17 protein-coding genes and 1 tRNA gene are annotated in these 16,965 nt (G+C 57.4%); 13 read left to right on the top strand and 5 right to left on the bottom strand.

Going from position 1 to position 16,965, the window contains the following annotated elements; all coding sequences use genetic code 11:
* Positions 1 to 151 precede the first annotated feature (151 nt).
* From AC1DON_RS17075 to AC1DON_RS17115, 9 genes are all read left to right on the top strand, one after another.
* Positions 152 to 1,030 carry a MurR/RpiR family transcriptional regulator gene (locus AC1DON_RS17075; protein WP_476936021.1) on the top strand — a complete coding sequence of 293 codons (879 nt, stop codon included), beginning with the start codon at positions 152 to 154 and terminating at the stop codon, positions 1,028 to 1,030.
* An 85-nt stretch (positions 1,031 to 1,115) separates the two neighbouring features.
* Entirely contained in the window at positions 1,116 to 1,433 is a 318-nt protein-coding gene (locus AC1DON_RS17080; RefSeq protein WP_476936022.1) for a hypothetical protein, read from the top strand.
* A gap of 114 nt (positions 1,434 to 1,547) precedes the next feature.
* Positions 1,548 to 2,303, top strand: a complete 756-nt coding sequence (locus tag AC1DON_RS17085) for an ImuA family protein (protein WP_476936023.1) — start codon at positions 1,548 to 1,550, stop codon at positions 2,301 to 2,303.
* Positions 2,293 to 3,735: a DUF6504 family protein gene (locus AC1DON_RS17090; protein WP_476936024.1), complete on the top strand. Its 1,443-nt coding sequence runs from the start codon at positions 2,293 to 2,295 to the stop codon at positions 3,733 to 3,735. Before AC1DON_RS17085 ends, AC1DON_RS17090 begins: the two co-directional genes overlap by 11 nt.
* Positions 3,726 to 6,977 (top strand): error-prone DNA polymerase, encoded by a 3,252-nt coding sequence (locus AC1DON_RS17095; protein ID WP_476936190.1) that lies wholly within the window; start codon positions 3,726 to 3,728, stop codon positions 6,975 to 6,977. Before AC1DON_RS17090 ends, AC1DON_RS17095 begins: the two co-directional genes overlap by 10 nt.
* Positions 6,978 to 7,091: 114 nt before the next feature.
* A complete protein-coding gene (locus AC1DON_RS17100) occupies positions 7,092 to 7,664 on the top strand; it encodes a hypothetical protein (protein ID WP_476936025.1) in 573 nt (190 codons plus the stop codon).
* A 382-nt stretch (positions 7,665 to 8,046) separates the two neighbouring features.
* Positions 8,047 to 9,207: a glycoside hydrolase family 130 protein gene (locus tag AC1DON_RS17105; protein WP_476936026.1), complete on the top strand. Its 1,161-nt coding sequence runs from the start codon at positions 8,047 to 8,049 to the stop codon at positions 9,205 to 9,207.
* Between the two features lie 152 nt (positions 9,208 to 9,359).
* Positions 9,360 to 9,446 (top strand) — tRNA-Leu (locus AC1DON_RS17110).
* A gap of 165 nt (positions 9,447 to 9,611) precedes the next feature.
* Positions 9,612 to 10,832: a tyrosine-type recombinase/integrase gene (locus AC1DON_RS17115; RefSeq protein WP_476936027.1), complete on the top strand. Its 1,221-nt coding sequence runs from the start codon at positions 9,612 to 9,614 to the stop codon at positions 10,830 to 10,832.
* Between the two features lie 13 nt (positions 10,833 to 10,845).
* On the opposite strand, the gene AC1DON_RS17120 is transcribed toward AC1DON_RS17115, so the two are convergent.
* The 5 genes from AC1DON_RS17120 to AC1DON_RS17140 all read right to left on the bottom strand — a co-directional run bounded on the left by AC1DON_RS17120 (position 10,846) and on the right by AC1DON_RS17140 (position 14,544).
* A complete protein-coding gene (locus tag AC1DON_RS17120; protein WP_476936028.1) occupies positions 10,846 to 11,313 on the bottom strand; it encodes a hypothetical protein in 468 nt (155 codons plus the stop codon).
* Positions 11,313 to 11,912: a hypothetical protein gene (locus tag AC1DON_RS17125; RefSeq protein ID WP_476936029.1), complete on the bottom strand. Its 600-nt coding sequence runs from the start codon at positions 11,910 to 11,912 to the stop codon at positions 11,313 to 11,315. Before AC1DON_RS17125 ends, AC1DON_RS17120 begins: the two co-directional genes overlap by 1 nt.
* Positions 11,909 to 12,628 (bottom strand): TIGR04255 family protein, encoded by a 720-nt coding sequence (locus AC1DON_RS17130; protein ID WP_476936030.1) that lies wholly within the window; start codon positions 12,626 to 12,628, stop codon positions 11,909 to 11,911. The genes AC1DON_RS17125 and AC1DON_RS17130 overlap by 4 nt, the downstream gene beginning before the upstream one ends.
* A 377-nt stretch (positions 12,629 to 13,005) precedes the next feature.
* Positions 13,006 to 13,836 (bottom strand): hypothetical protein, encoded by an 831-nt coding sequence (locus AC1DON_RS17135; protein WP_476936031.1) that lies wholly within the window; start codon positions 13,834 to 13,836, stop codon positions 13,006 to 13,008.
* 234 nt (positions 13,837 to 14,070) lie between these two features.
* Positions 14,071 to 14,544 carry a hypothetical protein gene (locus AC1DON_RS17140; RefSeq protein ID WP_476936032.1) on the bottom strand — a complete coding sequence of 158 codons (474 nt, stop codon included), beginning with the start codon at positions 14,542 to 14,544 and terminating at the stop codon, positions 14,071 to 14,073.
* Between the two features lie 145 nt (positions 14,545 to 14,689).
* Here AC1DON_RS17140 and AC1DON_RS17145 point away from each other — a divergent pair, with 145 nt between their 5' ends.
* The 4 genes from AC1DON_RS17145 (at position 14,690) to AC1DON_RS17160 (ending at position 16,959) form a co-directional block, all read left to right on the top strand.
* Complete coding sequence (locus AC1DON_RS17145; RefSeq protein ID WP_476936191.1) at positions 14,690 to 15,007, top strand: excalibur calcium-binding domain-containing protein; 318 nt, start codon at positions 14,690 to 14,692, stop codon at positions 15,005 to 15,007.
* Positions 15,000 to 15,509 carry a surface-adhesin E family protein gene (locus AC1DON_RS17150; RefSeq protein ID WP_476936033.1) on the top strand — a complete coding sequence of 170 codons (510 nt, stop codon included), beginning with the start codon at positions 15,000 to 15,002 and terminating at the stop codon, positions 15,507 to 15,509. Before AC1DON_RS17145 ends, AC1DON_RS17150 begins: the two co-directional genes overlap by 8 nt.
* Complete coding sequence (locus AC1DON_RS17155) at positions 15,510 to 15,902, top strand: thermonuclease family protein (RefSeq protein WP_476936034.1); 393 nt, start codon at positions 15,510 to 15,512, stop codon at positions 15,900 to 15,902.
* 151 nt (positions 15,903 to 16,053) lie between these two features.
* On the top strand, positions 16,054 to 16,959 hold the full coding sequence (locus AC1DON_RS17160; RefSeq protein WP_476936035.1) for a hypothetical protein: 906 nt from the start codon (positions 16,054 to 16,056) through the stop codon (positions 16,957 to 16,959).
* Positions 16,960 to 16,965 lie beyond the last annotated feature (6 nt).

Consider the following 16,965-nt stretch of genomic DNA (forward strand, 5'->3'; position numbering starts at 1 on the left):
GTTGCGCTATATGAACCGCATCTCATGGCGTGTGCGCTACAGTTCCGCGGCGGTTTTGTGAAATGGCGGTCACCGAAGTTTCATGCGCACCCAGCCGGGAATCAAACTAACCGTATCCTCCCACCGGGCTATATTCTGATCCGATACCTGCTTGAAACCGCTTCCTGACTCCCCCAGCCCCGCTCCGGTCGACAATGCCCTGGCCCGCATCCATCTTGCCTATGCCGGACTGGCGAAGGGCGCGCGCCGTATTGCCGACTACATCATCGCCCAGCCTGGCCGCGTCGTGCAGATGTCGGTTACGGAACTGTCCGAAGTCACGGAGTCATCCGAAGGCAGCGTCATCAATTTCTGCCGCAAGCTGGGTCTGTCGGGGTTTCAGCAACTCAAGCTCAGCTTGGCGCAGGAAACCGTCAGACCTGTCCAGTTCATTCACGAAGACCTCGATCGCGACGATGATGTCCAAACGGTTTGCCAGAAGATCTTCCACGCCGGTGTCCAGGCGCTGCACGACACGCTGTCGGTGCTCGATCCCGGCGCTTTAAGCCAGGCCGTCGATATCTTCCGCGCCGCCAAACGTATCGAAATCTATGGCATAGGCTCGGCCGCGCCTATCGCCGAGGACGCACATTACCGCATGCTGCGCATCGGGCTGGACGCCAAGGTGGTCATCGACAGTCATGTCCAGGCGATCAGCGCCTCGCGCACAGGGCCGGATGTCGCGGTTCTGACCGTGTCGCACTCGGGCGCCACGCACGAAACCGTCACCTCGACGCGCCTGGCCAAGGCGGCCGGCGCTAGGACGGTGGTGATCACCAACTTCGCCCGCTCGCCCATACAGTCCTATGCCGATGTCGTGCTGGCGACCATGGCGCGCGAGACCCTGTTCCGCACCGAGGCGATGACCAGCCGCATCGCCCAGCTCTGCGTCGTCGACGCCCTGATCGCTGCCCTGGCCCTGGCCGATTACGAGCGTTCGACGACGACGCTGAAGCAGACCTTCGAGACCTTGTCGATCAAGCGGTTTTGATCGCGGCAGCCCGCTAGATCACGCCGGTCCATATAGCGTCTTTAGTCTGGGCGGCTTACCTTTACTATAAGCACAGGAGGGTATTATGGCCATTCTCGAACGACTGGATGCTGGTATCAACCAGGCGCATAGCGAAGCTCATGAGATCTTGGAAATCGATATAACCGCGGATGACTATGCGGAACTGATGGCTTTCGCGGCGCAGTTCGATACTCAGCAGCTGGAAGAGCTGTGCCTTGATATGCATGGGCAGACCTATCGCGGCTGTCCGCTGGTCATTGACCGGATGATTCCCGAAAGCGGCATTTTGCGCGATGATGGGGCCGAGGCTTTGCCGAACGATGCCATGGCGCATCTGAGCGAACGTATCACGATTGGCGAGGCGCTTCTGACGCCTCGTTAAGAGCCAACCGGCCAATTTCCGTATTCTCGAACGCAGAGATATTGACACGCGGTCCGAAATGGAACAAAAAGTGAACATAATGTCGAAGAATTCGGCATAAAAAGGATGAGAGCCATGCCCGAGACGCTGCCTGCGGACATAGACCAGCTTCGCCAGCACATCTCAAAGCTGGAAGGGCACCGCCGCGTCGCGGGTATCCTGCCGTTCGGGCTGGAGGCGATCGACAGCCGCCTGCCAAAAGGCGGGCTGGCCCTGGGCGCCCTGCATGAAATTTCTGGCTCAGGCCGGGGGGCGGTCGATGGCGCGGTGGCGGGACTGTTTGCCGCCGGTATTGCCGCGCGTTCAGAAGGTCTGGTGATGTGGTGTGCAAGACAGGGCGACCTGTTCGCGCCCGGACTGGCGCAGGGCGGCCTTTCGCCAGGACGCGTGATCCATGTCGAAGCCGATGACGACACGGGCGTGCTGGCGGCCTGCGAGGAGGCTTTGCGTCATGGTGGCTTGGGCGCGGTCGTCGGTGAGGTGGCGCGCCTATCGATGATGGCGTCGCGCCGGCTGCAACTGGCCGCCGAAGGGGCGCGGACCCTGGCCCTGATGGTGCGGCGTTGGGACACGGAAAAAGGGGCTGCGCAATTTGGACTGCCGACCGCGGCCATGACGCGCTGGCGGGTGACGGCCCTGCCATCGGCGCCATTGCCCGTACCGGGGATCGGGCGGGCGCGCTGGCGGCTGCAACTGCTGCGCTGCAAGGGCGGAGAAACCGCTGAATTCGATGTGGAGGCGTGCGATGGCCAGGGTCATCTCGCTCTATTTGCCCCGCTGGTCCACCGACCGGTTGCGGCGGCAGATAGGGCGCAACGTATTGCCTCCTGAGGTTCCGCTGATCCTGAAAGGCTCGGATGGCCGCAGGCGCGTCGTGCTGGAGGCCGATCGCGCGGCAGAGGCCCTGGGCATACACATCGGCATGCCGGTTGCCAAGGCGCAGGTCCTGGTCGCGGATCTCGTCATCCATGACGCCGATCTGGTGGCGGATATGACCGACCTGGAAACGCTGGCGCGCTGGGCCTTGCGTACCTATTCGCCGCTGGTCGCTGCCGATCCGCCCAATGGCATTATCATGGAGATCAGTGGTGCGGCGCATCTGCACGGCGGCGAAGCGGCCCTGCTGGAGGGGCTGATCCGTGCGCTTGCCGACAAGGGCTTTGAAGCGCGCGCCGCTGTTGCGGACAGTTGGGGGGCTGCCCATGCCTTGGCGCGGTTTATTTCCAAGCCCGTTGTGGTCCTGCCGAAGGATACGGGCGGACGCGCCCTGCCGTCGCTTCCGATCGGCGCTTTACGGCTGCCGTCCGGCATGGCCGAAAGCCTGCGCGTTCTGGGTTTCGAGACCGTCGGCGACCTGGTTGCGCAGCCACGCGCGCCGTTGATCCATCGCTTTGGCCCGATGCTTGGGCGGCGGCTCGACCAGATGTTTGGCCGCCTCGATGAGCCGATCGACCCGGTTGATCTGCCTGATGTCACAGAGGTCAGGCGGCTTTTCGCCGAGCCGATCGGGGCGCCCGAAACCATCGCCCGCTATACCGGCAAGCTGGCCCGGCAGCTGTGCGATGCGCTGGAAGGCAAGGGGCTGGGCGTCAAACAGGCGGACCTGCTGTTTACCCGCACTGACAACCGCATAGAGGCCATACGCGTCGGCCTGGCCCAGCCGATGCGCGACGTGAAACGACTGACGCGCCTGCTGTGCGACAAGGTCGAAACCGTCGATCCGGGCTTTGGCATCGAGCACATGCGCCTGATCGCCACCCACGCCGAGCCCTTGCTGCACAAGCAGGTGAGCACGATGGACGACCCTGCGTCCGATATCGCGACCCTGCTGGATATTCTTAGCAACCGCATCGGTACCGAACGTATCTATCGCCTGGCGCCGGTCGAAAGCGATGTACCGGAGCGTTCCATGCGCAAGGCGCCGGCGTTGGGCGCGGCGCCTGATGGGGTGTGGCCGCCGCATTGGCCGCGCCCGGTGCGCCTGCTGTCGAAACCGGAACGGATCGCTACCCTGGCGCAACTGCCCGACTATCCGCCCAAAGCCTTCATATGGCGAGGCATCCGGCATTTGGTCATCGCTGCCGACGGACCTGAACGCATCTTTGGCGAATGGTGGCGGCGCGACGCCGAGATGCTGGCTGTGCGCGACTATTTCCGCGTCGAGCTGAACACCGGCGAGCGCCTGTGGATCTACCGCAGCGGTGACGGCGAGGACGACAAGACGGGCAGCCGCGAATGGTTCCTGCACGGGATATTCGCATGAGCGCATATGTCGAGCTTCAGGTCACCACGCACTTTTCCTTCCTGCGTGGCGCCAGTTCGTGCGCCCAGCTTTTTGCCACGGCCAGTGCGCTGGGTATCGAAGCGCTGGGGGTGGTGGACCGGAATTCGCTGGCTGGGATAGTCCAGGCGCACAAGGCGGCCAGGGACTATGGTGTTCGTTTGATCGTCGGCTGCCGGCTGGATCTGCGCGACGGCACATCCCTTTTGGTCTATCCGACCGACCGCGCCGCCTATTCGCGCCTGTGCCGGCTGCTGTCGCTGGGCAAGGGCAGGGCGGGCAAGGGCAAGTGCCATCTCGACTGGGCCGATGTCGAAAGCTTTCATGAGGGCCTGATCGCCGTCCTTGTCCCCGATATCGCGGATGAAGCCTGCGCGGCCAATCTGCGCCGCTTGAAAGCCTTGTTCGGTGATCGCGCCTATCTGGCCCTGACCCTGCGGCGGCGGCCGAACGATGCCTTGCGCCTGCACGAACTGTCGCAACTGGCGGCGGCCGCGCGCGTGCCCGTGGTCGCCACCAATAACGTCCTGTTCCACGATCCGTCACGGCGCCTGTTACAGGATGTACTGACATGTATCCGCCATACCTGCACGATCGATGAACTGGGCCATCGCCGTGAACGCTATGCCGATCGCTATCTCAAAGAACCGGAGGAAATGCAGAGGCTGTTCGAACGCTATCCGGACGCCGTGGCGCGCACACGCGAGATCATGGACCGCTGCACCTTCAATATGGAAGAGGTGAAATACCAGTATCCGGACGAAAAATCGCATCCGCACCTGAGTCCGCAGGAAGCGCTGGAGAAGTTTGTCTGCATGGGGGCGCAGGCGCGATATAATATCGCCACAGGATACCCGGATGGCATACCCTCAAAGGTCGTCGCTCAGTTACGCAAGGAGCTCGATCTGATCGGGGAGATGGGGTATGCCAACTACTTTCTGACCGTCCACGCCATTGTCCATTTTGCCCGTTCGCAAGACATACTGTGCCAAGGCCGCGGTTCGGCAGCCAACAGCTCGGTTTGTTATGTCCTCGGCATTACCGAACTCGATCCGGCCAAATACAACCTGCTATTCGAGCGCTTCATTTCTAAGAACCGCAACGAACCGCCGGATATCGATGTCGATTTCGAGCACGCCCGGCGCGAGATTGTCATGCAGTGGATATTCGAAACCTATGGCCGCAATCACGCGGCCCTGGTTGCCGTCGTCAGCCGCTATCGCACGCGTGGCGCCCTGCGCGATGTCGGCAAGGCGATGGGCCTGCCCGAAGACATTATCAAGACTCTAGCGCAGCAATACAGGCATTGGGACACTGATATTGACGACCAACATTTGGAAGGGCTTGACCTCAATATCTCTGATCGCAGGGTGCGCCTGACGCGGATGCTGGCACGGCAACTGACCAATGCGCCGCGGCACCTGTCGCAGCATCCGGGCGGCTTTGTCCTGACACGCGACCGGCTGGATGAGCTGGCGGTGATTGAACCGGCTGCCATGGACAATCGCCAAGTGGTCGAATGGGACAAGGACGATATCGACGTCCTCAAGTTTATGAAGGTCGATTGTCTGGCCTTAGGCATGCTGACCTGCATGAAGCTGAGCTTCGATATGCTCAAGGACTACAAGGGCATCGACATGCGGATGGCGACCATCCCCGCCGACGATACGCCGACCTACGACATGATCTGCAAGGCCGACACAGTCGGCGTTTTCCAGATCGAATCGCGCGCACAAATGTCGATGCTGCCCCGCCTTAAGCCAAGAGTGTTCTACGACCTGGCCATCGAGGTTGCCATCGTTCGGCCAGGCCCGATCCAGGGCGACATGGTCCATCCATACTTGCGCCGCAAGCACGGTCTGGAAAAGATCGACTATCCCAATGATCAGGTGAAGGAGATTCTTGGCCGGACCTATGGCGTACCTCTGTTTCAGGAACACGCCATGCAGGTGGCGGTGGTTTGCGCCGGTTTCACACCCGACGAAGCCGATCACGTCCGCCGCAGCCTGGCGACCTTCAAGCACACCGGCGGCGTCAAGAACTTCCGCGACAAGATGCGGCAAGGCATGCTGGACCGCGGCTATAAGGCGCAGTTCGCCGAGCGGCTGATCAAGCAGCTGGAAGGCTTTGGCTCCTATGGCTTCCCGGAAAGCCACGCCATCTCCTTCGCCATGATCGCCTATGCCTCGTCGTGGATGAAGTGTCACCACCCTGACGTCTTCCTGTGTGCCTTGCTGAATTCTCAGCCCATGGGCTTCTATGCGCCAGCGCAATTGGTGCGCGACGCCCGTGACCACGGCGTTGACGTGCGGCCGGTCTGTGTTAATGCCTCGCGCTGGGACTGCACCCTGGAAACCAATGATGTGCCGGGCCAGTTTGCCGTCCGGCTGGGGTTGCGCATGGTCAAGAGCCTGTCCAACACCGACGCCGCTATATTGGCTACGAGCCGGGGGGAAGGGGCGTTCCGCTCGATTGACGATGTTTGGCGGCGCAGTGGCTTGGCCGTGTCGAGTCTTTTGCCGCTGGCCGAAGCCGATGCTTTCATGCCGTCGCTGGGCAAGTCTCGCCGCGATGCCCTGTGGACGCTGAAAGGCCTGCGCGATACGCCCCTGCCTCTGTTCGACGCCATGTCGGCGCCCGAACTGGACGAGCCGGTCGTCGCGCTCCGGCAGATGACCGCCGGCAGCGAGGTTGTGCAGGACTACGGCCATGTCGGCCTGTCGCTGCGCAAGCATCCCCTGGCTTTCCTGCGCGGGGAGTTGGCCTCACGCAACATCCTGACCTGTACTGCCGCAAATGCCCTGAAGGACAAATCCGATGCGATCGTCGCCGGCATGGTGCTGGTGCGTCAGCGGCCGGGCACGGCCAAGAACGTCACCTTCATGACCATCGAAGACGAGACCGGCATCGTCAACGCCGTCATCTGGAGCCGTATCTATGAGGAACAGCGCCGGCTGATCCTGACTTCGCGCATGGTGGCGATCGTCGGCCAGATCCAGAAGGAGGGCGAGGTCGTCCACCTGGTGGCGAAGCGGCTGATCGACCTGTCCGCGTTGCTCGACAGTGTCAGCGAACGCGATGATGCCTTCCCGGTGCCGAAACCGCGCGGTGACGACTTCCGCCATGGCGAGCCCGGTCCCGATCCGCGCACGCTCAAACGGCGCGGCGGTAATCGCGCCGCTTCTCCACCGGTTATTCTCGTCCGCTCGCGCGATTTCAAGTAGATAAAAGCGCAGCTTGGCCCCACTGCCGCGATAATACTTTACTTGATTTCGCCCCATTCTCTATAACTCGGGCATGTTGTTTATGCTGCGGCAGGGGTCGCAAAGGGGAAGTAGATGCCGGTTGAGTGTTTAAGCTACCTTGTGGGGGTAGCACCGTCTTGCGCATATGTCTCGGTGAGCGGCCTCGCGGCTCCCGGCGCCGATCAGTATAAGAAATATGTCATCGTTTCGGGACGTCCCGATGTCTCGACGAACGACCTGGAATTTGTGGAATATTCTACCCAGCTGGCCAGGTCGCTTGAGGGCCGGGGTTACGAGCAGGTCGCGAATGCCGACAGCGCGGAAATCACGATATCCCTGACCTACGGAATAAGCGATCCAAAGCAAAGCATCTATTCGACGACGCGAACAGACAGCAACGATAATTCTTATGCCAGCATTAATACGAGCACTTCCTATACCCGGAAAGCAACAATTAGTGCTGCCGACAAGGCTGGGGTTGAAAAGTGGAGAAACACGGTTTCGTCCACAGGCTCTAGCGGGGATCTGAGTAAGCTTTTTCCGGTCCTTGTATTTGCTGCATCTCAACACTACGCCGTAAATACGGGCGATGCAAAAGTGGTGCAGATACCCTTTTCGGACAAGAACGTAAAATATATTGCGACGGGCATTAAATTGGGAAAATAAATACTGATGCCTTAACGCATGCGAGGCCGACATAAGGCCGGCCTCGCATGCCTGTGGATAGGGGGAAACGACTCTCACAAATTCGTGCATTTTCTTTCACGGGAATCGAGTCTTACTCGTCCATGACAGATAACTGTCCCATATGATCGAGGTTAGAATGACATACGATCCCCGCGACTCGCAGCATGGCGTGCCGTTGTTTATTCCGTTGGTGGCCAGCGGCCTGACTGGATTCATGCTGGTCGCTTCCTTGACATTTGTGCTGTTTGGCTGAAACCGGCGTCCCTGCCGTTTCCTTATATTTCCATGGCCTTCGCCTACCTAAAACTTAGGCGTGCTCGGGTATTTTCCGAAGCCGGCGAGGACGTCAGGGAAGCGCACAATGCACGACGATCAGAGACAGGCGGGTCTGCAACCGGCACTGGATAACCGTTACGCCGTCGACAAGCTGATCCTCGTGCCCGACGATATCGACCTGTCGCGGTCTCCCCTGCGTGGGCATATCGACGTTGAAACCTATGTGCTGGGGGCATTCAATCCCGGGTTGGCGCGTCTGCCTAATGGCAATCTGCTGATGATGGTGCGCGTCGCCGAAGCCCTGCGCACGCCGATTTTTGACAATCATGTCCATGCCATTCGCTGGGACGAAGGCCGCTACGTGCTCGACGCCTGGCCACTGGAGCTGGCCAATACCGCGGATCCGCGCAAATTCGTGCTGCATGGCGGCGGCTGGAAGATCATGGCCCTGACCTCGCTGTCGTGGCTTCTGCCGGTCGAACTGACGCCCGATGGGCTTGAGGTCGTCGCTAGTCATTACGACAAGGCCGTGGCGCCGCAAAACAGCTTGCAATGCTATGGGATCGAGGATGCGCGCATATCGAAGGTCGGCGATCGCTGGCTGATGACGACCTGTTCGGTCAGCCCCGAGCGCCATTCAACCACGCTCTACAACTCGACTAACGGGCTCGACTGGACGTTCGAAGACATCGTGCTCGACCACCAGAACAAGGATATGCTGATCTTTGAAGGCCTGATCAACGGTCAGTATTTCGCCCAGACCCGGCCTTTGGGTGACCTCTATTTTGCCTATCCGCCGGGCAGCGAATGGCGTGCGGGGCCGTCGATCAACCTGGCGCACTCAAATGACGGCCTGTTCTGGAAACCTTATGCCAAGCCGGGTATCCGTCCGCATTCTGGCACAGTGGCAACGGCACGCATGGGGGGCGGCACCCCGCCAATTCCGACGGACGAAGGCTGGCTCAGCCTGTGGCACGGCGTCGAGCCCAAGGAGATTGTTGGTATTTACCGCACCTATTGGTCGATCATGGACAAGGACGAACCGAGCAAAGTCCTGCGCACCTGCCACGCGCCGCTGATTGAGGCCAATCCGGAGCTGACCCGGCCACTGGAACACCAGATGTATATCCGCGATGTCGTTTTCACGACGGGGATCGCCGATGGCGGCGACCATTACATCGTGGCGTCCGGCGAAGCCGACCTGGCGTGTCGTATCACGCATGTCCCGAAATCGGCTTTCGGCTAAAATCACGGCCATAATGGCCCTGGTCTCGCGAACATGTGGAAAATTGTCATAAGGCCTTAAAAAACTGCTCTTTGGCCGTTGACCGCTGAAAAGTTTGCCCCTATAGCTCGCCGCCTTCGGTCGCAAGACCGGACCTACCACCTAGATAGTGTGCCCAGGTGGCGGAATTGGTAGACGCGCTGGCTTCAGGTGCCAGTGGCTTAACGGCCGTGAAGGTTCGAGTCCTTTCCTGGGCACCATCTAGACGTACGCAATTGTGCGTAGTTGTTTGAAAACCCCTTAATAACATGGTACTTAAGCGGCTTCGGTGTCCGTAACTGTACACTCTTGTTCGCATTCATCCGAGCGAATTGGGGGTATATCTTGGGGTACATCGCTCATACCCCCAGGGATGATACCCCCAAATGGCACTTTCTGATTCGGCGATCCGTACGGCGAAGCCTTCCGAGAAGCCTTACAAGCTATATGACGACGGCGGTCTGTTTCTTCTCGTTGCGACCTCGGGCGGGAAACTTTGGCGCCTCAAGTACCGGTTCGGTGGGAAAGAAAAGCTGCTTGCGATTGGGGCGTACCCCGCTATTAGCCTGAAGGAGGCCCGTGAGCGTCGCGACGGTGCGCGCAAGCTTTTGGCCGCAGATGTAGACCCGGGCGCCGACAAGAAGCGCAAAGCCGTGGCTGCGACGATCGCCGCCGGCAACACGTTCAAGAGTGTAGCCGAGGACTTCATTGCCAAGCGGGAGAAAGATGGCCTGGCCGAAACCACCGTCACCAAGGCTCGTTGGTTCCTCTCGATCCTGAATGACGACATTGGCAGCCGGCCGATGTCAGAGATTGAGCCGTATGAATTGCTGACCTCCCTGAAGAAGATAGAGAAGCTAGGCAACAACGAGACCGCTAAACGGGTGAGGGCGTTTGCCGACCGGGTGTTTCGCTATGCCATCATCTCCGGCCACGCGAAGCACAATCCTGCCACAGGGCTGGGCGAGGCGCTGGTGTCGCCGAAGGTCAAGCACCATGCCGCCCTAATCGATGCCAAAGCCGTGGGCGGGCTTCTACGGGCCATTGAGGCGTATGACGGTCACATTACCACCAAGCTTGCTCTGCGGCTGGCGCCGCACCTCTTCGTCCGGCCGGGTGAGTTGCGTCACGCTGAATGGGCTGAGTTTGATCTCGACGCCAAGGTGTGGCGCATCCCATCTGAGAAGATGAAGATGCGTGAGGAGCATGTTGTGCCGCTATCTCGCCAGGCGCTGGCGATCCTGCAAGAGGCGTCGGACGTAAAGCACCACAGCAAGTACGTGTTCCCGGCTATCAGAACCTGGCTTCGGCCCATGTCCGAGAACACAATGAACGCTGCGTTGAGGCGCCTGGGCTACGGCGCCGACGAGATGACGAGCCACGGCTTCCGCACAACCGCCAGCAGTCTTTTGAACGAGTCGAAGAAATGGTCACCAGACGCGATCGAGCGGGCTCTGGCGCACAAGGATAAGAACGAGGTGCGCGGGATATATAACCGAAGCCCATATTGGGCCGAGCGCGTAGAAATGGCGCAATGGTGGTCTGATTATCTTGATAGGCTCCGGGACGGTGGTGAAACCGTTTCAATACGAGGCGCATCAACATAGGATTGGATCAGGACTATGTTTCGGCTGGAACGTCCTTGTTGAGGACGAGGTCGGCCCATGTTTCGGCCGCAAGTAATTCGAACAACTCAAAATCCTCATCCGGAATAGATCGGATCTCAGCGTGCGCGACGTTATCATCTTCTGGGAAGTACTGTATTTTGACTTTGTGCTTTCTGCTCAAGCAGGTGTCAGTGATTTGGGCCACGTTGCCGAAAGCGAAGCCACTTTTTGGCTTCACTTCGATGTTGCTGTTTCTGATTACATGTACCGCGGCAATTCGGTTCGAAGAGGCGTCGATGTCGAAATAGTCTGCCCACGTTACTGACAGTCCCTTATCTTGGGTTCGCCTTTGGAAGGCGAGAGGAAGCACGCCAATAACCTCGTCCGTACCGTCGGCGCGCCGAAGTTTGGTCCACGGAACGTACCGGACAACTTCATGATCGCCCGGCACGTCTTGGTACTTTTTTGCGGCCAAAACCATCAGCTAAAAAACCACAGTTCTGGGCTGTAGGGCGCGAGAACTTTTAAAAGGCGAGGAAGGCTGGTTTTGCCGGCTGCAGACTCCGGCTGGCCGTCTTCCCTTACGCTAAGCACCCAACGTACCTGGTCACCCGGATAACACTCAACGGTCAGCCGCCGGTCTCCATTTGTCCAAGTGGCAATGGCATTGCCTTCACTAGTCAGGCCCAAGCCCGGCCTCTTCATACCGCGTTGCAGTGTCATCATTCTTAGCAGAGTTTTGAACGACTCCTGGGTCATTGGGAGGTCGCCTTCTTCCCAATTCTCTTCGTCCAAGAGGTTATCAATCTGCCAAAAGAATTTTTCGCGCCAATCCCCGTTTAAGTGCATGGCAACTTGCGCCGTCCATACCTTTGAAAATGCGCGGGATTCAAAAAGCGCTCTCTCAACCGGACTTCCGTTAATTACGGCCAGCTTTTGATGGTTTTGTATCGAACGCGCTAAATCGTGTTGTGCGTTCGTTTCGAGGGCCTGAGACAATATGTTCGAGATCAAGGAACTATAGTCGCCTGCCCCTTTGGAGGTTTTCCGTCCCAGCAAAAGTTCATTTAGGTTCGTCATTCGAACAACTTCTCTGCTTTGGTCGTTATACATTTCGAGAAAATATGGTTTTTGATAGACCGCGCCTCCGCCACTACTTCCCATAGCGCGTCAACTCTTTGAGGTATTTCTGCCGTTCGTGCGACATCCACGTCCAAGAGGAAAGACACGTGATTGACCAACGGAGAAGGAACTTGAGCGGACGCCAAGCGAGCGGTCCAGTTCGGCGTGCCCGCGTCGACATTTGCCTGAACTGCAAACTCGCCAAATACTTGGCTGAGGGGGGCGTGCGGGTACACATGCAGATAGTCTGAGGCCCTTGGCAGATCGCCGTCGACCGGCACGTCAATTCGATTGATAAATCGCACACCGATGCGCCCAACGGGACGACTTCCCGCGATACCAGCAAAGATCTCCCAATTTTCTTTTGCGCGCGCGTACAACCTATCCCAACCATTGTAGGGCGCCAACCTACTGGCAGTCAGCGCTGCGGGAGATATGATAGCTATGTCGGCTTGATCGGACGAAGCCAAACGGTAGCCTTGCGGAGTTTGTAGGGGTGGTTTGGTCGCGCCATCAGAATTGAACTCAAAAATTACCTCCATTTGCGCCAACGGAGGGCCGTAAAATTTTTCGAGCTTTTTACTGAGCTTTTCTTGGTCGGCAGCAGGGATGGGCGCTACCGTCCGCAACTCTATGATAGCCTCCGTAATGGGAGGCCGAGTATATTCCTGCATGATTCCACCTGACACCGATCGCAACTAGGTATCCTACAGGGTGCATTTTGCAACTCGTTTCAATTCGGACACGAGGATCGCACCACTGGATACAGCGATTGGGCTTTATATAAGATGAAGTTTACGAGTAGCAACTGGCCTTGGGAAGGCCGGGGAGGTCACGCCTGTTGAACTAGCTCGGTGGAGTGGAGCAATGGCTCCGCAGGACTATCGTTCCTGATAGCCCTGTAATATTACCCCTCCCGAATTATGCTTATGCTGGCGAAGAAAGGCAATCGGGAAATCGGAACATTTGGTTAACTCATCTAGCCCGCCTTCCGCACCAGACCTATCTCCGATCGTAGGTCCGGTAACAACAATTTCCAACGTGTTGCGTTCTAGGAAAAGGGCGCCACCTCCAAATTGACCAGGCGCCAGTTCACAACCCGGTTCTTGCCTTGGCGCATAATCGGAAGGGCTGACCGGCTCTCGGATGGCACCTTAACCAGGTCGAATTCGAAATTGTTCCTAAGTGTGACCTCGAATGATCTTCTTAGCTGCTCGACGAGAAGATTGAATGCTGCGCTGACGGCGCCTATCAAAATAGCGTCGAGCACGTCCCAATTCAGCTCTGACATTTGCCAATCTTTTCGTGTTGGATCGGGGTTAAGATTGCCAACTCCTCGAATGAACATCAACTCATTCAACGGCCGCGCGACGAGGTCAGTCTTGGAGTGTGGGTCAAATATTCCAAAATCGATGTATCCGGTATAGTCGCCGCCCGCAGGCTCGATCGGGCGGCCACTCGTACTCCAACTATCTGGACCAAAGTACCCGCGCGGATACCACCGGACTGATAAGTTGCCCTGCCGTGTGATCTCGGCAGTCAGTTCGATTCGCGGCTTGGCTCTACGATTCTTGCTCAGCCGCCAATCCATGACCTTACGGTCGATAATCCGCCAGTCCAATAATTCCGAGTACGCCTCGCCAGGGTGCGCACCCAGCCAGGCAATCAAGTTCGAAAGGACACGGTCAACCAGATAGCTCTCTCCAACCGATTCGATGTCGGAAAAGCGTAGTCCGAGCCGCCACATTTCCTTCAGCAGATGTGTAATGTCCGCCTGGGGGTCAGTAGACCCCTCGTCGCATGGAATTGGCCTGATTAGCTTCGCTCCGGCAGGCCGGCGTGGTGTCGCGATATCTGCTTTCTTGATTGTTGGCTTCGTCATAATTTACCCCCGTAAAGGTCCACTTTACGCGGTCGCCAGGAGGAAGCAATCAGGCCCCAACGTTGGCTGCAAAACGGTTGCTACAAAAAATATCTTCAGGCCATCACTGAGGACACGCCATGAGCTTGGAACAAGACATGTACGCTCATGGGGCTCACGCTGCTGTTAATAACGTTCTAGATCGAGAGTTGGTTTCAGAAACGGGGTAAGTAGTAGCGGTGTGTTGGCACCGCCTCAGTCGCCTTTTGCCAGCTTGGCATAGGCTGTCTCGATTTCTTCGTCTGTTCCCCAGCGTATGATTGAAGTGAAGCGCGGGTTCTTCACCAAAGCGGCACAATGATCTTGCCACCACTCCAGGTATTTCACTAACGCAGCCTCTTTTTCCAGCTCAGTGTCTGCGCCGAGGTAAATGTTGGCAGAGATCAAATCCAAGTCAGCCTTGCGAGATTCCCGTGCGGACTGAGTAAGAGCTGCGGCAGTCTCGCTATCTATGCCGTTCTTGATAGCGTCGATCATGTCCTGCTGGAACGAAACCAAAGCCTTGTCTTTATCAACCATAAAGCCCAGGCGAGTACAACTGGTAGCCGAGTAGGCTAAATCCGCGTTTTCCTGCGCGATTTGGGAGTAGCCGATGTAATCGGGTACGTCGGCAGCAAAGACGTTACCGCACGTCAACCCTGATATAACAGCCAAGACAATTATGCGCACATCCCCTCCCATCGGCCCACGCGCTCGCATCAAATAGCCAGCATAACAAAGTTTCGCCAAAACGCGAGCCTACTATTGCATCTTCGGCTGCATCAGCTTTAATGCTCGCCGTGGGGTGAGGGGGCAAATGCGGCTTATATTGGCGATGTCTACCGTAGTGGTCTTGTTTGCGCCGGCTAACACGCTCGCGCATGGCGGCGGCCTCAACAAAGAGGGCTGCCACAACGACCGGAAGCGCGGCGGTTACCACTGTCACGGTGCTCACTCGGCACCAGCATCGCAAACGCAGCGCAGTTCATCGCAGGAACGTAAACCCGCCAAAACGCAAAGCCTAATGCAGTCGTCAGTCTATTATGCCAATTGCTCAGAGGCACGTGCCGCTGGCGCAGCTCCGCTTAAGCGTGGTGAGTCTGGGTATCGGAGCCAGATGGATCGAGATGGGGACGGGGTGGCCTGTGAGTGACTTTAAGCAAACTTCTCAGGCCATGGGGGCTGTCGTTGCGGCACTGCTTGCGACATCTACACCTGCCTTTGGCGAACAAGCCATGGGTTTGGGCCGACAGAACTATCTTGTAGCTTTCAATGCACAGCACACAAACTTCTTCTTCGCCGACCCTTCTACGATAAAGGATCGTCCGGGCGGCTTGAAGTCTGCGTGGATAACGAATGTCTACACGCCAGAAACAGCAGTAGCGGGTGCGGTGAGGATTGTAACATTATACCACGTAGACTGCTCCGACGACAGGTTCAGTTCGCGGTCATGGGTGGCGTATGATAAAGATGGTGCTTCTATTGCATCTGGGAACGTCCCTCAAGACTGGGAGTACGCTGTGCCGGGTTCCACTTTCGATGCAGTCACAGGTTACGTATGTGGCAGGGAGGTTAACTCATGGCCGATAGAGCAGGGAACCGACCTCAATGATTTTGTCACTCGTTTTGTTGTCGCGTTGGATAAGGCTAAGTAGGTGATACTAGCGCTGCTTGCGTCAGTTGCTCTCACCTGTAAACCCATTGCCACGGACGGAGACTCGATCCGGTGTGGGGACGAACGCATCCGGCTCCTTGCGATCGACACGCCAGAGATGGGGCTGTGCCAACCGGCAGGCCGCGTGTGTGTCCAAGGTGATCCGATCCGCAGCCGAGAGAGCTTGGCAGCAGCGCTTGAGAGCGGCGGCGGCGAGATCGAGCGCGTCGGCATAGACCGGTACGGCCGGACGCTGGCGACAGTCACGGCCGGCGACACCAACCTGAGCTGCCATCAGATCCACACTTGCAATGCGGTGTACGCGACAAAGTGGGATAATGGCGGGCGGATGAGGCTGGTTTGCAGCCCAAAGAGTAGTAACCTAAAAGGGTAACCGTGGTTTACAAGCTTTGAACGTGTGGTACCTATACGATTCGGGGCGGCGCCGGGGACATCACTATAATTTAAGTTTGAATAGTTCCGCTATTTGCCGGCGGTCTCTCTGCCAGCCGGCACCTTAATAACTACGCTATAAGGCTTACACGATGGCAACACATCGTCAAAAGACGTGGTACACATTAATTACGATTGCCGGCGGATACCTTTTTTTCAGCTTGCAATTTTTTATAGACTCCGACGCCACTTTTAGATTTTTTTCGGACCTACTGAAAAAATTTGGAATTAACATAGATGGCGTAGATAATAAAAGTCTCGCCATCGCGATAATTCTATTTCCTTTTTACCTTGTAATTGCTTGGTTGGCGCGGTTCTTTTTCTTTGATCTCTATGCTCGGATGACCATCGAAAGTCGCCTTCCGGCGTTTCTAGATGCCGTGCGCCAAATTGGACAATATCATAGCAAAAATGCTCTAGATGAGACCGTGTCGTTTCTAAAGCAAAGAGACACGCCAGCAAACAAGGAAAGAATTACTGCGCTGTCGACTACTATGATCGATCTCCTGATCACGGATCTCCGTGACGCTTTCCAAGAACTGTGTCGATCCTCAGATATTAAAGTGGCGGTTTACACCCTAGGATATCCCGCTGGCGGTAACAGAAGCCAGCAGCAGCTTTACGTTAGAAACTCGACTGAGTTCGACCTCGATTTTAGCACTGCGTTAGTGTTCAAAAGAGTACCCGGCATTGGGTTCGAGGGCTTCTGCGGGAGAGCTTGGGACACTAAAAAGCCGCAAGGCGGCGTAGCAGAGCTAATCCCGTTCTGGAAGGATCCGACGTTTCTCGATCATGGCCCGTTCGACAAGGGGCGTTCATTTTTATGTTTACCTGTATTGGTCGCCACGGCCACTGGGCAGAAACCCATTGCAATCCTTTGCATAGACAGTGGGCGACGCATCGACTTTGTGATGAGTAGTGAACTCCGAAGGAAAATTTGTGCACACGCAGCAAATATCTTTCCAGCGCTTTCTAAATACATCAAGTGGCCAGATTGACGGGGC

This window comes from Asticcacaulis sp. P4_H10 (assembly GCF_056400965.1).

Bases quoted from the DNA above. Each gene is read 5' to 3' on its own strand.
- AC1DON_RS17080 (WP_476936022.1), top strand. From the start codon at position 1,116: ATGGCCATTCTCGAACGACTGGATGCTGGTATCAACCAGGCGCATAGC.
- AC1DON_RS17085 (WP_476936023.1), top strand. From the start codon at position 1,548: ATGCCCGAGACGCTGCCTGCGGACATAGACCAGCTTCGCCAGCACATC.
- AC1DON_RS17100 (WP_476936025.1), top strand. From the start codon at position 7,092: ATGCCGGTTGAGTGTTTAAGCTACCTTGTGGGGGTAGCACCGTCTTGC.
- AC1DON_RS17105 (WP_476936026.1), top strand. From the start codon at position 8,047: ATGCACGACGATCAGAGACAGGCGGGTCTGCAACCGGCACTGGATAAC.
- AC1DON_RS17115 (WP_476936027.1), top strand. From the start codon at position 9,612: ATGGCACTTTCTGATTCGGCGATCCGTACGGCGAAGCCTTCCGAGAAG.
- AC1DON_RS17120 (WP_476936028.1), bottom strand. From the start codon at position 11,313: ATGGTTTTGGCCGCAAAAAAGTACCAAGACGTGCCGGGCGATCATGAA.
- AC1DON_RS17125 (WP_476936029.1), bottom strand. From the start codon at position 11,912: ATGACGAACCTAAATGAACTTTTGCTGGGACGGAAAACCTCCAAAGGG.
- AC1DON_RS17130 (WP_476936030.1), bottom strand. From the start codon at position 12,628: ATGCAGGAATATACTCGGCCTCCCATTACGGAGGCTATCATAGAGTTG.
- AC1DON_RS17135 (WP_476936031.1), bottom strand. From the start codon at position 13,836: ATGACGAAGCCAACAATCAAGAAAGCAGATATCGCGACACCACGCCGG.
- AC1DON_RS17145 (WP_476936191.1), top strand. From the start codon at position 14,690: ATGTCTACCGTAGTGGTCTTGTTTGCGCCGGCTAACACGCTCGCGCAT.
- AC1DON_RS17160 (WP_476936035.1), top strand. From the start codon at position 16,054: ATGGCAACACATCGTCAAAAGACGTGGTACACATTAATTACGATTGCC.